9 protein-coding genes are annotated in these 15,088 nt (G+C 74.0%); 6 read left to right on the forward strand and 3 right to left on the reverse strand.

All coding sequences use genetic code 11. From position 1 onward, the window contains the following. Nucleotides 1-95: 95 nt before the first annotated feature. From AB0C96_RS28915 to AB0C96_RS28925, 3 genes are all read right to left on the reverse strand, one after another. Nucleotides 96-1,556, reverse strand: coding sequence for a glutamate synthase subunit beta (locus AB0C96_RS28915; protein ID WP_362921272.1), 1,461 nt, complete (start codon nucleotides 1,554-1,556; stop codon nucleotides 96-98). Continuing rightward, complete coding sequence (gltB, locus tag AB0C96_RS28920; RefSeq protein WP_362921274.1) at nucleotides 1,549-6,162, reverse strand: glutamate synthase large subunit; 4,614 nt, start codon at nucleotides 6,160-6,162, stop codon at nucleotides 1,549-1,551. The genes AB0C96_RS28915 and gltB overlap by 8 nt, the downstream gene beginning before the upstream one ends. A 290-nt stretch (nucleotides 6,163-6,452) precedes the next feature. Continuing rightward, nucleotides 6,453-7,184: a VIT1/CCC1 transporter family protein gene (locus AB0C96_RS28925; RefSeq protein ID WP_362921332.1), complete on the reverse strand. Its 732-nt coding sequence runs from the start codon at nucleotides 7,182-7,184 to the stop codon at nucleotides 6,453-6,455. 277 nt (nucleotides 7,185-7,461) lie between these two features. Here AB0C96_RS28925 and AB0C96_RS28930 point away from each other — a divergent pair, with 277 nt between their 5' ends. The 6 genes from AB0C96_RS28930 to AB0C96_RS28955 are packed head-to-tail and all read left to right on the forward strand — an operon-like array spanning nucleotide 7,462 to nucleotide 15,088. Then, the gene (locus AB0C96_RS28930; protein ID WP_362921276.1) at nucleotides 7,462-8,622 is read left to right on the forward strand and encodes an ADP-ribosylglycohydrolase family protein; all 1,161 of its coding nucleotides are present in this window, start codon (nucleotides 7,462-7,464) and stop codon (nucleotides 8,620-8,622) included. Beyond that, nucleotides 8,619-9,899 (forward strand): ADP-ribosylglycohydrolase family protein, encoded by a 1,281-nt coding sequence (locus AB0C96_RS28935; RefSeq protein ID WP_362921278.1) that lies wholly within the window; start codon nucleotides 8,619-8,621, stop codon nucleotides 9,897-9,899. The genes AB0C96_RS28930 and AB0C96_RS28935 overlap by 4 nt, the downstream gene beginning before the upstream one ends. Continuing rightward, the gene (locus AB0C96_RS28940) at nucleotides 9,896-11,251 is read left to right on the forward strand and encodes an ADP-ribosylglycohydrolase family protein (protein WP_362921280.1); all 1,356 of its coding nucleotides are present in this window, start codon (nucleotides 9,896-9,898) and stop codon (nucleotides 11,249-11,251) included. The genes AB0C96_RS28935 and AB0C96_RS28940 overlap by 4 nt, the downstream gene beginning before the upstream one ends. Beyond that, nucleotides 11,248-12,804 carry an ADP-ribosylglycohydrolase family protein gene (locus tag AB0C96_RS28945; protein WP_362921282.1) on the forward strand — a complete coding sequence of 519 codons (1,557 nt, stop codon included), beginning with the start codon at nucleotides 11,248-11,250 and terminating at the stop codon, nucleotides 12,802-12,804. The genes AB0C96_RS28940 and AB0C96_RS28945 overlap by 4 nt, the downstream gene beginning before the upstream one ends. Further along, nucleotides 12,801-14,075: a CoA transferase gene (locus AB0C96_RS28950; protein ID WP_362921283.1), complete on the forward strand. Its 1,275-nt coding sequence runs from the start codon at nucleotides 12,801-12,803 to the stop codon at nucleotides 14,073-14,075. Before AB0C96_RS28945 ends, AB0C96_RS28950 begins: the two co-directional genes overlap by 4 nt. Then, a complete protein-coding gene (locus AB0C96_RS28955) occupies nucleotides 14,072-15,088 on the forward strand; it encodes a CoA ester lyase (RefSeq protein ID WP_362921285.1) in 1,017 nt (338 codons plus the stop codon). Before AB0C96_RS28950 ends, AB0C96_RS28955 begins: the two co-directional genes overlap by 4 nt.

Genomic DNA, 15,088 nt, shown 5'->3' on the forward strand with positions numbered 1-15,088 from the left:
GCGGTCGGGGTCCGGGGTCTCCCCCGGTCCCCATGCCTCCGTACGACGTTGTACGGGACATTCGGGGACGGTCGCTCACGCGACCGGTCAGCCGGTCAGACGGTCAGAGCGCGGTCCGTCGGCTTGATGGGAGCCGGCAGGTCGCTGACCCCGGTCAGGAAGCGGTCCACGCCCCGGGCGGCGGAGCGACCCTCGGCGATGGCCCACACGATCAACGACTGACCCCGGCCGGCGTCACCGGCGACGAACACGCCGGGGACGTTGGTGGCGAAGTCGCCGTCACGGGCGACGTTGCCGCGCTCGTCCAGCTCCAGGCCGAACTGCTCGACCAGGCCGTTCTCCTGGTCGGTGCCGGTGAAGCCCATCGCGAGGGTGACCAGCTGGGCCGGGATCTTCCGCTCGGTGCCGGGCTTCTGCTCCAGCTTGCCGTCCTTGAACTCCACCTCGACCAGGTGCAGCCACTGGACGTTGCCGTCCTCGTCGCCCTCGAAGTGGGTGGTGGAGACGGAGTAGACCCGCTCGCCGCCCTCCTCGTGCGCGGAGGTGACCTTGTAGAGCATCGGGAAGGTCGGCCAGGGCTGGCCCGCGTTCCGCTCCTCGCCCGGCTTGGGCATGATCTCCAGCTGGGTGACGGAGGCCGCACCCTGACGGTGGGCGGTGCCCACGCAGTCCGCGCCGGTGTCGCCGCCGCCGATGACGACGACGTGCTTGCCCTCGGCGGAGATCGGGGCGACCGTCAGATCGCCCTCCTGCACCTTGTTGGCGAGCGGCAGGTACTCCATGGCGAAGTGGATGCCCTTGAGGTCCCGGCCGGGCACCGGCAGGTCGCGGGAGACGGTGGCACCGGCGGCGATGACGACGGCGTCGTAGCGCTTGCGCAGCTTCTTGGCGTCGATGTCGCGGCCGATCTCCACCTCCGTACGGAACTTGGTGCCCTCCGCGCGCATCTGCTCGATGCGGCGGTTGATGTGGCGCTTCTCCATCTTGAACTCGGGGATGCCGTAACGGAGGAGACCGCCGATGCGGTCCGCCCGCTCGTACACCGCCACCGTGTGGCCGGCCCGGGTCAGCTGCTGGGCGGCGGCCAGACCGGCCGGGCCGGAGCCGATGACGGCGACGGTCTTGCCGGAGAGGCGCTCGGGCGGCTGCGGGGTGACGTCGCCGTTGTCCCACGCCTTGTCGATGATGGAGACCTCGACGTTCTTGATGGTCACCGGCGGCTGGTTGATGCCCAGCACGCAGGCGGCCTCACAGGGCGCGGGGCAGAGGCGACCGGTGAACTCCGGGAAGTTGTTGGTCGCGTGCAGCCGCTCGCTGGCCTCGGTCCAGTCCTCGCGGTAGGCGTAGTCGTTCCACTCGGGGATGAGGTTTCCGAGCGGGCAGCCGTTGTGGCAGAACGGGATGCCGCAGTCCATGCAGCGCGACGCCTGCTTGCTGATGATCGGCAGCAGGGAGCCGGGCTGGTAGACCTCGTTCCAGTCCTTGACGCGCTCGTCGACGGGGCGGGTCCTGGCGACCTCGCGCTCGTGGGTCAGGAAGCCCTTCGGGTCAGCCATGGGTCGCCGCCTCCATCATCTTCTGGTGGGTCTCGGACTCGGAGAGTCCGGCTCGCTCGGCGGCGTCCTTGGCGGCGAGCACTGCCTGGTAGGTGGCCGGGACGACCTTGCTGAAGCGGGCGGTAGCGGCGTCCCAGTCGGCGAGGAGCTTGGCGGCCACGGTGGAACCGGTCTCCTCCTGGTGGCGGCGCACCACGTCGTGCAGCCACTGCTTGTCGGTGTCGTCCAACGCGGCGACCGCGTCGGTCAGTTCACGGTTGACCATGTCCGGGTCGAGGTCGATGACGTAGGCGGTGCCGCCGGACATGCCCGCCGCGAAGTTGCGGCCGGTCTCGCCCAGGACGACGGCGTGGCCGCCGGTCATGTACTCGCAGCCGTGGTCGCCGACGCCCTCGGAGACCACCGTGGCACCGGAGTTGCGGACGCAGAACCGCTCGCCGACCCGGCCGCGCAGGAACAGCTCGCCGCGGGTGGCGCCGTAGGCGAGGGTGTTGCCCGCGATGGTGGAGTACTCGGCGAGGTGGTCGGCGCCGCGGTCCGGGCGGACCACGATCCGGCCGCCCGAGAGGCCCTTGCCGACGTAGTCGTTGGCGTCGCCCTCCAGGCGCAGCGTGACGCCGCGCGGCAGGAACGCACCGAAGGACTGGCCGGCCGAGCCGGTGAAGGTGATGTCGACGGTGTCGTCGGGCAGGCCCGCACCGCCGAACTTCTTGGTGACCTGGTGGCCGAGCATGGTGCCGACGGTCCGGTTGATGTTGCGGATCGCGATCTGGGCCCGCACCGGCTGGGCGGCCTCGGCGGTGTCCGCGGCCAGCGCGTCGGCGGCGAGCTCGATCAGCTCGTTGTCCAGCGCCTTCTCCAGGCCGTGGTCCTGGACGGTGACCTGGTGGCGGACCGCGCCCTCGGGCAGCTCGGGGACGTGCAGCAGCGGGGCCAGGTCCAGGCCCTGGGCCTTCCAGTGGTCCACGGCCTTGGCGGTGTCCAGCAGCTCGGCGTGGCCGACGGCCTCTTCGAGGGTCCTGAAGCCCAGCTCGGCGAGGAGCTCGCGGACCTCCTCGGCGATGAACTCGAAGAAGTTGACGACGTACTCGGCCTTGCCGCTGAACCGCTCGCGCAGCGTCGGGTTCTGGGTGGCGATGCCGACCGGGCAGGTGTCCAGGTGGCAGACGCGCATCATGATGCAGCCGGAGACGACCAGCGGGGCGGTCGCGAAGCCGAACTCCTCGGCGCCCAGCAGGGCGGCGATGACGACGTCGCGGCCGGTCTTGAGCTGGCCGTCGGTCTGCACGACGATGCGGTCGCGCAGGCCGTTGAGCAGCAGGGTCTGCTGGGTCTCGGCCAGGCCGAGCTCCCAGGGGCCGCCGGCGTGCTTGAGCGAGGTGAGCGGCGAGGCGCCCGTACCGCCGTCGTGGCCGGAGATCAGGACCACGTCCGCGTGCGCCTTGGAGACGCCCGCGGCGACCGTGCCGACGCCGACCTCGGAGACCAGCTTCACGTGGATGCGGGCGGCCGGGTTGGCGTTCTTGAGGTCGTGGATCAGCTGCGCCAGGTCCTCGATCGAGTAGATGTCGTGGTGCGGCGGCGGGGAGATCAGGCCGACGCCCGGCGTGGAGTGCCGGGTCTTGGCCACCCACGGGTACACCTTGTGGCCGGGCAGCTGGCCGCCCTCGCCGGGCTTGGCGCCCTGGGCCATCTTGATCTGGATGTCGTCGGAGTTGACCAGGTACTCGGAGGTCACGCCGAAGCGGCCGGAGGCGACCTGCTTGATGGCGGAGCGGCGCGCCGGGTCGTAGAGGCGCTCCGGGTCCTCGCCGCCCTCGCCGGTGTTGGACTTGCCGCCCAGCTGGTTCATGGCGATGGCGAGGGTCTCGTGCGCCTCCTGGGAGATGGAGCCGTACGACATCGCGCCGGTGGAGAAGCGCTTGACGATCTCGGACGCCGGCTCGACCTCGTCGAGCGGGATCGAGGGGCGCTCACCCTTGAAGGCGAAGAGGCCGCGGAGCGTCATCAGCCGCTCGGACTGCTGGTTCACCCGCTCGGTGTACTTCTTGAAGATGTCGTAGCGGCGGGCGCGGGTGGAGTGCTGGAGCCGGAAGACGGTGTCCGGATCGAAGAGGTGCGGCTCGCCCTCGCGGCGCCACTGGTACTCGCCGCCGATCTCCAGCGCGCGGTGCGCCGAGGCGATGCCGGAGGCCGGGTAGGCCTTGGCGTGCCTCGCTGCGACCTCGCGGGCGACGACGTCCAGGCCGGCGCCGCCGATCTTGGTGGCGGTGCCGTGGAAGTACTGCGCGACGAAGTCCTCGTCCAGGCCGATGGCCTCGAAGACCTGCGCGCCCCGGTAGGAGGCGACGGTGGAGATGCCCATCTTGGACATGACCTTCAGGACGCCCTTGCCGAGCGCCTTGATCAGGTTCTTGATGGCCGTCTCGGGCTCGACGCCGGGCAGGAAGGTGCCGGCCCGGACCAGGTCCTCGACGGACTCCATCGCCAGGTACGGGTTGACCGCCGCGGCGCCGTAGCCGATCAGCAGCGCGACGTGGTGCACCTCGCGCACGTCGCCGGCCTCGACGAGCAGGCCGACCTGGGTGCGGGTCTTGGTGGCGATGAGGTGGTGGTGGACCGCGGCGGTCAGCAGCAGCGAGGGGATCGGTGCGTGCTCGGCGTCCGAGTGGCGGTCGGAGAGCACGATCAGCCGGGCGCCGTCCGCGATGGCGGCGTCGGCCTCGGCGCAGATCTGCTCGATCCGGGCGGCCAGCGACTCGCCGCCGCCGGACACCCGGTAGAGGCCGGAGAGGGTCACGGCCTTCATGCCGGGCATGTCGCCGTCGGCGTTGATGTGGATGAGCTTGGCCAGCTCGTCGTTGTCGATGACCGGGAAGGGCAGGGTCACGCTGCGGCAGGAGGCCGCGGTGGGCTCCAGGAGGTTGCCCTGGGGGCCGAGCGAGGAGATCAACGAGGTGACCAGTTCCTCGCGGATGGCGTCCAGCGGCGGGTTGGTGACCTGCGCGAAGAGCTGGGTGAAGTAGTCGAAGAGCAGCCGGGGGCGCTCGGAGAGCGCGGCGATCGGCGAGTCGGTGCCCATGGAGCCGATCGGCTCGGCGCCGGTCTTGGCCATCGGGGCGAGGATGACGCGCAGCTCTTCCTCGGTGTAGCCGAAGGTCTGCTGGCGGCGGGTGACCGAGGCGTGGGTGTGCACGATGTGCTCGCGCTCGGGCAGGTCGGCGAGCTCGATCAGACCGGAGTCCAGCCACTCCTGGTAGGGCTGCTCGGCGGCGAGCTGCGCCTTGATCTCGTCGTCCTCGATGATGCGGTGCTCGGCGGTGTCGACGAGGAACATCTTGCCGGGCTGGAGGCGGCCCTTGCGGACGACCTTGCCGGGGTCGATGTCCAGGACGCCGACCTCGGAGGAGAGCACGACCAGGCCGTCGTCGGTGACCCAGTAGCGGCCCGGGCGCAGACCGTTGCGGTCGAGGACCGCGCCGACCTGGGTGCCGTCGGTGAAGGTGACGCAGGCCGGGCCGTCCCAGGGCTCCATCATCGTGGAGTGGTACTGGTAGAACGCCCGCTGGGCCGGGTCCATGGAGGTGGAGTTCTCCCAGGCCTCGGGGACCATCATCAGCACCGAGTGCGGCAGCGAGCGGCCGCCGAGGTGGAGCAGCTCCAGGACCTCGTCGAAGGAGGCGGAGTCGGAGGCGTCCGGGGTGCAGACCGGGAAGAGCCGGGCCAGCCTCTCGGCGTCCCCGCCGCCGAAGAGCTGCGAGGCCAGCTGGGACTCGCGGGCGCGCATCCAGTTGCGGTTGCCCTTGACCGTGTTGATCTCGCCGTTGTGGGCGACGAAGCGGTACGGGTGGGCCAGCGGCCAGCTCGGGAAGGTGTTGGTGGAGAACCGCGAGTGGACCAGCGCGATGGCGGTGGCGAAGCGGCGGTCGGAGAGGTCCGGGAAGAAGGGCTCCAGCTGGCCGGTGGTCAGCATGCCCTTGTAGACGATCGTCCGGGCGGACAGCGAGGGGAAGTACACCCCGGTCTCGCGCTCGGCGCGCTTGCGCAGGGCGAAGGCCTTGCGGTCCAGCGCCAGGCCGGTGTTCTCACCGTCGCCGACGAACAGCTGGGAGAAGGCCGGCATGGTGGCGCGGGCGCCGTTGCCCAGCAGCTGCGGGGCGACCGGGACGACCCGCCAGCCGAGCACGTCCAGGCCCTCTTCAGCGGCGATCGTCTCGATGCGTGAGACGGCCTCGGCCGCTTCGTGGGCGTCGGAGGGCAGGAAGGCGATGCCGACGGCGTACCCGCCGGCCTCGGGGAGCTCGAAGGTGACCTCTTCGCGGAGGAACGCGTCCGGCACCTGGAGCAGGATGCCGGCGCCGTCGCCCGAGTCGGGCTCCGAGCCGGTGGCACCACGGTGCTCCAGGTTCGTCAGGACGGTGAGGGCCTGTTCGACCAGTGCGTGGCTGGCCTCGCCGGTGAGGGTGGCCACGAAGCCGACGCCGCAGGCGTCGTGCTCGTTGCGCGGGTCGTACATCCCCTGCTGGGCGGGGCGCCCGTCCATGGGCGACCACGCGGCGGAGCTGGCGCTGCCGGTGGTCGCGGAGTGCGTGGACGCGAAGCGCATCGGCTCTCCCATACGTCGTCGTGGCATAGGCATTGCCGAGGGACGACGTTGGCCCTCCGCGAAATTTCGTGCAGGTTACAGGATGACTCCCTTCTCGAAAAGCGAAAAGGGGCTTCCAACATGCGGACACCGCAGGCGCGGTGGGTAAGGAGGCGGACGGAATCAGGGCCGTCCTGCGGGGCGGCGTTCGTCGAGCGACATTGCCCGCGACTCCTGGGCCTTATGCCCGGTCGTCTACAAAACGAAACCGCTGGGTAACGCGGTCATTATGCAGTCACCCGTATGACTCGTCACCCTACGACGGTCCCGAAGAGCGCTCCCAGGGCGTAGGTCACACCCGCCGCCGCGCCGCCGAGGGCGAGTTGCCGCAGTCCGCTGAACCACCAGGAACGCGCCGTCACCCGCGCCACGACAGCACCGCAAGCGAAGAGTCCGACGAGCGCCAGCAGCACCGCGGGCCAGATCGCCGAAGCCCCCAACAGGTAGGGAAGGACAGGGAGAAGAGCGCCCAGGGCGAATGATCCGAAGGAAGAGACCGCGGCAACGGCGGGAGAAGGCAGGTCGGACGGGTCGATGCCCAGTTCCTCGCGGGCGTGGATCTCCAGGGCCTGTTCGGGGTCCCGGGAGAGCTGCTCGGCGACCTTGCGGGCGAGCTCCGGCTCCACCCCGCGCGACACATAGAGGGCGGCCAGCTCCTCCTGCTCGTCCTTGGGGTGCGTACGCAGCTCGGCGCGCTCGATGTCCAGCTCGGCCTGGACCAGCTCGCGCTGCGAGGCGACCGAGGTGTACTCCCCGGCGGCCATCGAGAAGGCGCCCGCGGCGAGCCCCGCGAGGCCGGTGATGATGATCGTCTGCTGCGACAGCGCCCCGCCGGCGACACCCGTCATCAGAGCGAGGTTCGAGACCAGTCCGTCCATCGCGCCGAAGACGGCGGGGCGCAGCCAGCCGCCGTTCACATCGCGGTGGGTGTGGTTGTCGCGGTGGGCGGCATGCGTCGGCGCCGCGGCGTCCATGATCTCCATGACGGACATATCGGGACCTGCTCCCTTCAGCGAGGTGTGGGCCGATGGCGGCACTTCCCCCTCCAACGCCTCGAAGTTATGCGCGGATGCCCCACCTCCGCTAGCAAGGAAGGCCGAACTTACCCCGCTGACCTGCGGCTTTTCCCTGAAGTCGGGTCTGAGATCCCGGTCACAGGGGGTGTCGGGCCGCCTCCGCGGTGCCGTCCGGGCGCATCGACCGGGTGACCCTGCCGCCCCGGACCGCAGACCCGGGCCGCCGCGTGGCACGGATACCACCATGAGCCACCCGCAGCCGCCGCCCCCGCAGCCGGAGCGCCCCACCGCCCTGCGCGACCGGGCCCGTGGTGCGCTGCTCGGGCTGGCCGTCGGGGATGCGCTGGGCGCGCCCGCGGAGAACATGAAGCCCTCTCAGATCCGGCGCCGCTGGGGCCGGATCGAGGGTTACGTCGAGGACGATCCGGCCGGCACCGACGACACCGAGTACGCCCTCTTCTCCGGGCTACTGCTGGCCGCGCACGGCTCGGCGCTGACCGTCGCCCATGTCGAGGCCGCCTGGCACCAGTGGATCGCCGACCGCGACGAAGGGCCGTTCCGCGGCGCCGGCTTCAGCGAGCGCGGCACCCTGGAGAACCTCCGTCGCGGCCTGGCCGCCCCGATCTCCGCCCAGCACCGGCACGCCTGGAGCGACGGGCTGGCGATGCGCGCCGCGCCGTTCGGGGTGTTCGCCGCCGGACGGCCCGCCGAGGCCGCCCGGCTGGTCGCCATCGACGGCACGGTCAGCCATGACGGCGAGGGGATCTACGGCGGGCAGGCGGTGGCCGCCGGGGTCGCCGCCGCCATGGTGGCCCTCCCCCAAGGACCCCTGCCCGGGGGCACCCCCATGACCGGCGGCGCCCCTATCGGTCCAGGGGGGACCCCCGTCACCGACGCGGTGATCGCCGCCGCGCTCTCCGTCGTGCCGGAGGACTCCTGGACCGCCCGCTCGCTGCGCCGCGCGGTCGGCGCCGCCCAGCGCTCGCGGCACGATCCGGGCATCACCCAGCTCGGCACCGAGCGCGCGGTGCGCTCCGCCGTCGTGGTCGGCGGCTACCCCTGGACCGATCTGGCGCCGGAGGCGGTCGGGCTGGCCTTCGGGGCGTTCGCGGCGGCCCGCGGCGACTTCTCCGGCGCGGTGCTGACCGCGGTGAACATGGGCCGCGACGCCGACACCACGGCGGCGGTGGCCGGCGCGCTGGCCGGGGCGCTCTGCGGCGCCGCCGCGATCCCCGAGGCCTGGGCCCGCGCCATCGGCCCGGCCCGCGGCAGCTGTCTGCCGTCGATGGCCGGCTACCACGTCCTGGACGTCGCCGACCTGCTGGCGCCGGACGGGGCGGCGGACGGACCCGAGGCGATGGCCGCCCCGACGGGCGGGACGGCGGCCGGGACGGCGGCCGGATGAGCGGCCGGCGAACCCCGCGGGACGCCGCCGCCCCGGCCGCGGACGGCCCGGGCGGTCCGGCGGACGGTGCCCGCGCCCGCATCGAGGGGCTGCTGCTCGGGCTGGCCGCGGGCGACGCCGCCGGATGGCCGGCGGCGCGGCACCGGGCGGCGCGGATGCCGGAGTGGACCCGGCGGCTCACCCGCGAGCTGGACACCTTCGCCGAGCAGAACGCCACCACCACGCTCCCCGTGCCGATCGCCCTCAACCAGCCGCCGGAACCCCTGTTGCTCGGCCCGTCCGACGACGCCGAGTGGGCGGCCTTCACCGCCGGGTCCGTACTCACCGCCGCCGGCGCCCGGCTCAGCGACCTCGGCCGGGGCCGCCGGATGCGGGCCGCCCTCGACCTCGCCTGGAACGCGCTGGCCAACGAGGTCGCCGCGGCCGCCGACCGGGCCCCCGAGGTGGAGTCCGCGGTCCTGCCGCTGCGTGCCCGGATCTCCGTGCGGGCCGGGCTCGGCAACCTCGCCGCCGGGCTGCGCCCGCCCGCCACCGGCCACGACAACCCGCACTTCTTCGACGACGCGGCCTGTGTACGGGCCGTCGTGCTGGCCGTGGTGCACCCGGGCGAGCCGGCCGCGGCGGCCGACCTGGCCGAGTACGACGCGCGCTACACCCAGGACGGCGACGGGGTGCACGGCGCCCGGGCGATGGCCGCCGCGGTGGCCGTCGCGCTCGCCGGTCGGCCGGCCGGCGACTGCGTGGAGACCGCGCTCGGCCACCTCCCCGAGGGCACCGAGATCCGCCGCAACGCGCTGCACGCGGTGCGGCTGGCCGAGGCCCACACCGCGGACCGGACCGGCCGGCCGGGCGGCGCGTTCGCCCTGGTCCCGGTGCTGGAGCACGAGATCGTCGACCACGTCTACAGCTACGGCATCGCCGCCGCCGAGACCGTGCCGGTCGCGCTGGCGCTCACCCTGGCCACGGACGGGCGGGTCGACGAGGCGGTACCGGCCGCGGCCTGCCTCTCCCGGGTCGCCGACTCCGCGCCCGCTCTCGCCGGGGCGCTGACCGGCGCGCTCGCCGGCGCCGCCGCGCTGCCCCGCACCTGGCGTGACGCCTGCCGGGTGCTCTCCGGCTGCGCACTGCCCCGGCTGGCCGGCACCGACCTGGTCGAGCTGGCCGGACTGCTCGCCGGTACGGAGCTGACCGCACCGGAAGTCCGGCCCGAAGCCGTCCCGGAGGCCGCCCCGGCCTCGCCCCCCTCCCCCACCGCGGAAGGACTCCTCTCCCGATGACGTACACCAGCGAGACCCCGCCGGGCGCCCCGGGCGTCCCCGACGGCCGGGGCGCCCAGGTCCGGCCGGTCCCGTCCACGGCGCCCGGCACCCGCACGGCGCCCTCCCCCGAGGGCCTCCGGCGGCCCACGGGTCCGCACGCCGTTCGGCCGGGGGCACCCCCGTCGCGCCCGGAGGCACCCCCGTCCCCGTCCCTGGAGGACCGGGCGATCGGCACGCTGGTCGGCGCGGCCGTCGGCGATGCGCTCGGCGGGCCGGTCGAGGGCCGCTCGCCCGAGGAGATCGTCAGACGGCACGGCGGCCGGGTCACCGGCATCGTCGGCCCGTTCCACGACGACTGGCGCACCGCCCGCCCGCTCGCCCCGTACCACAAGGGCAACGGCCACGTCACCGACGACACCCTGATGACCCATGCGCTGGTCCGGGTCTACGAGTCGGTACGCGACCACCTCGACGCCTACGACGTCGCCGACCACCTCGTACCGGACCTGATCGGCACCCCGCGCTGGATCCCGGAGCTGGAGGCCGAGGCGCTGCCGTTGCAGCGGATCTTCCTCGCCGAGAAGTGGATCGTGGCGCGGCTGCACTACGGGCACGCCGATCCGCGCGAGGCGGGCGTCGGCAACATCGTCAACTGCGGTGCGGCGATGTACATGGCCCCGGTCGGCATCGTCAACGCCGGCAACCCGGACCGGGCCTACGCCGAGGCGCTGGACGTCTCCGGCGCCCACCAGTCCTCCTACGGGCGGGAGGCGGCCGGGGTGTTCGCCGCGGCGGTGGCCGCCGCGTTCGCCCCCGAGGCCACCCCGTCCTCGGTCGTCGTCCAGGCCCTGCGGCTGGCGAAGGACGGCACCCGTGCCGCGATCGAGGCGGTCTGCGAGGCCGCTTCGTCGCTCCGCGACTACGAGTCCGCACTGGCGCCGCTGCGGGCGGCGGTCGCCCCGTTCGACACCGTCGGCCCGGACTACCGCAACCCCTCACTCGGTGCCCGCCGCCCCTCCCGGCTGCACTCCATCGAGGAACTCCCCATCGCCCTGGGCATGTTGCTGGTCGGCCGCGGCGACTTCCGGGCCACCGTCCTCGGCTCGGTCAACTACGGCCGGGACTGCGACTCGATCGCCACGATGAGCGGCGCGCTGGCCGGGGCGCTGCGGGGCGCCTCGGCGGTGCCGACGGAGTGGAGCAGCGAGGTCGCCCGCGCCAGCCGGCTCGACCTCCAGGCGCCCGGGGCCGCCCTGGCCACCGTCGCCCGGGAGGTCTTCACCCGCGACCGGGCCCGGGCCCGCACCCACGAGCAGGCCTTCACCGCGATCTCGGCCATCCCCGCGATGACGGAGGCGGGCGCACGGTGACCACCACGGCGGCGGCCGCCGCCCGGCTCGCGCCCCCGGCGGGCGGAGCGCCGTTCCGAGTGACCTGGGTACAGCCCGAGGACCTGCTCGGACACGAGCTGCGGCAGGCGGCGGAGGACGGCCGGGACGCCGCCGGGGTCGCGCGCCGGTGGCGGGCGGCGGGCGGCGCGCCGGCACCGGACCGGGCCGGGGCCTCCCCCGGACCCGCGGACCCGGCCCTGCGCCCCCTGGCGCTGGCCCTGCTCGACGAGCTCGCCGCGCTGCCCAGCCCGCTGGCGGCCGATGAGCCGAATGACTTGACGGACATTCAAGCTTCCTGCGAACAAGGGGAGTTGACCGTCGGGAGGAGCGTGGTCGACGACCGGGTGCTGACCGCACGGCTGGAGGCCGCCTGGCTCGGGCGGGCGGCCGGCTGTCTGCTCGGCAAGCCGGTCGAGAAGCTGCCGTTGCACGGGATCCGGGCGCTCGCCCGCTCGACCGGCAACTGGCCGCTGCACTCGTACTTCACCGCGGCCGGACTCGATCCGACGCTCGCCGCGCGGTACCCGTGGAACCGCCGCAGCCGGGCCACCTCACTCGTCGAGCACCTCGACGGGATGCCCGAGGACGACGACCTCAACTACCCGTTGCTGGGGCTGCTGTTGCTCGAACGGCACGGCCACGGCTTCGTCACGTCCGACGTCGCCCGGCTGTGGCTGGACGAGCTGCCGGCCGGCCGTGCCTTCACCGCCGAGCGCGTTGCGTACCGCAACCTCCTCGACGGCATCGAGCCGCCGCACACCGCGCGGTACCGCAACCCGTTCCGGGAGTGGATCGGCGCGCAGATCCGGGCCGATGTCTTCGGCTGGACCCGGCCCGGGGATCCGGCCGCCGCCGCGGCGGCGGCCTGGCGGGACGCCACCCTCAGCCACACCGCGAACGGGGTGTACGCCGCGATGTTCACCGCCGCCGCGCTCGCCGAGGCGGCGGGCGGCAACGCCGATGTGCACGGCGCGCTGCGTGCCGGACTCGCCGTGGTCCCCCCGTGGTCCCGGCTCGCCCGGGCGGTCCGGCTGGGCATCACCGCGGCACGGGACGAGCCGACCGGTACGCCGGAGGGCTTCGCGACCGTCGTCGACCGGCTGCACACCGCATACCGGCACCACCACTGGGTGCACGCGGTGCCCAACGCCGCGCTGCTGGCCGCCGCGCTCACCCACGCCGACGGCGACTTCTCCGGCTCCATCTGCCGTGTGGTGTCCGGCGGTTGGGACACCGACTCCAACGGCGCGACGGCCGGTTCGCTGACCGGGCTGCTCGCCGGATCGCCCGCGGCGCTGCCCGACCGCTGGACGGCGCCGCTCGGCAACCGGCTCGCCACCGGCGTCGGCGGGCTGGACGGCATCGGCTTCGACGCCCTGGCACGGCGGACCGCCGCGCTCGTCGTCCGCACCCCCGACGCCGGTACCCCCGGCCTCCGCACCACCGACGCCCGTACCACCGGCGTCCCCACCCCCGACGCCCGTACCCCCGACATCCGTAACGCCGACCGACCGGAGGCATCCGCGCCATGACCGACCCGTCCCCGTCCGGGCCGTCCCCGTCCCGGCCGTCCACGAGCACCGCGGCGGCGCACTCCGGCCCGGAGCCCGCCCCCTCCCCCGGCCCGCTGGCCGGGCTGCGGGTGCTCGACCTCGCCACGCTCTTCGCCGGGCCGCTCGCCGCGACCCTCCTCGGGGACTTCGGCGCCGAGGTGATCAAGGTCGAGCATCCGCTGCGGCCCGACCCGGCACGCGGCCACGGGCCGGCCAAGGACGGTATCGGACTGTGGTGGAAGCTGCTCGGCCGCAACAAGAGGACCATGACGCTGGACCTGTCCCATCCGGGCGGCCGCGACGTCCTGCTGCGGCTCGCCGCCGGGGCCGATGTGGTCATCGAGAACTTCCGGCCCGGGACCCTGGAGAAGTGGGGCCTGGGCTGGGAGGAGCTGTCCGCCGTCAACCCGCGGCTGGTACTGGCCCGGGTCACCGGCTTCGGGCAGTTCGGGCCGTACGCCCGGCGCCCCGGGTTCGGCACGCTCGCCGAGGCGATGAGCGGTTTCGCGGCGATCACCGGGGAGCCGGACGGGCCGCCGACCCTGCCGCCGTTCGGCCTCGCCGATGCCGTCGCCGCGCTGACCGCCTCGTACGCGGTGCTGACCGCGCTGCGCGGGCGGGACGCCACCGGCCGCGGCCAGGTCGTCGACCTGGCGCTGATCGAACCGATGCTGACCGTCCTCGGCCCGCACCCGCTCTGGTACGACCAGCTCGGCCACGTCCAGCCGCGGACCGGCAACCGCTCCGCGAACGTCGCGCCGCGCAACGCCTACCGCACCGCCGACGGCTCCTGGGTGGTGGTCTCCGCCTCGGCCGAGTCCGTCGCCGAGCGGGTGATGCGGCTGGTCGGCCGGCCGGAGGTGATCGACGAGCCCTGGTTCCGGACCGGCACCGGTCGGGCCGCGCACGCCGACGAGCTGGACGAGGCGGTCGGCGGCTGGATCGCCCGGCACGACCGGGCCGAGGTGCTGTCCGCCTTCGAGAAGGCCGAGGCGGCCGTCGCCCCGGTCTACGACATCCGCGATGTACTGGCCGATCCGCAGTACCAGGCGCTGGGGACCCTCACCGAGGTCCCGGACGACGAACTGGGCACCCTGCGGATGCAGAACGTGCTGTTCCGGCTCTCGGAGACACCGGGCGGCATCCGGTGGGCGGGCCGCCGACACGGCGCGAACACCGACGAGGTGCTGGCCGGGCTCGGGCTGGACGACGCCGCCGTCGCCGGGCTGCGCGGTGCGGGCGCGCTGTGACCGTCCGGGCGCCCCGGGAGAGCCTCATCCGTACGCCGCTGACCTGGCTCTATGTGCCCGGTGACCGTCCGGAGGTGGTGGCCGGGGCGCTCGGCTGCGGGGCCGATGTGGTGGTGATCGACCTGGAGGACGCGGTCGCCCCGGACCGCAAGGAGCATGCGCTGCGGGCCACCGCCGAGCTGCTCGGCGACCCGGCCCCCGGCCCCGCGCCGGTGCACGTCCGGGTCAATGCGCTGGACGGGCCGCTCGCCGAGAACGAGATCCGCACCCTCGCCGGGCTGCCGGGTCTGGCCGGGCTGCGGCTGCCGAAGGTGCAGGGACCGGCCGACGTCCACCGGGCGGCGGGCTGGGCGACGACCACGGCGGAGCCGGGGCCGGAGCCCGCACTGGCCGGACGACTGGGCACCGGGCGCGCGGCCCGCGCCACCCGGACGGCTCGTACCGTCCGCCCCGGGCGGGCCGCCCTGGCGGGCCGCGGCACCGCCCCCCTCACCCCCGCCGCCGGTGCCCTGCCCGCCGCCCCGGCCCTGTACGCCCTGTTGGAGTCCGCGCTCGGCATCGAGCACGCCTTCGCCATCGCGACCGCACACCCGGCGCTGCGCGGTATCGCGCTCGGCGAGGCCGATCTCCGCGCGGAACTGGGGGTACGGGACGATGCCGGGCTGGCCTGGCCGCGCAGCCGGACGGTGGTCGCGGCCCGCGCGGCCGGCCTGGCCCCGCCCCCGCAGTCGGTCTATCCGGACGTCCGCGATCTGGACGGGCTGGCCCGTTCCTGTGCGCGGGGCCGGGCGCTGGGGTTCCTGGGGCGGATGGCGATCCACCCCCGCCAGCTCCCGGTCATCGAGGCGGCCCATCTGCCCTCGCCGGAGGAGGTGGCGGCCGCGGAGCAGGTGGTGTCGGCAGCCGCGGCGCGGGGCGGGGCACAGACGCTGCCGGACGGGCGGTTCGTGGACGCGGCGGTGGTGGCCGGGGCCCGACGGGTGCTGGCGCTGGCCGAGCGGTGCCGCCGCTGA

This window comes from Streptomyces sp. NPDC048506, assembly GCF_040651315.1.
In the GTDB taxonomy this organism is placed as follows: Bacteria; Actinomycetota; Actinomycetes; order Streptomycetales; family Streptomycetaceae; genus Streptomyces.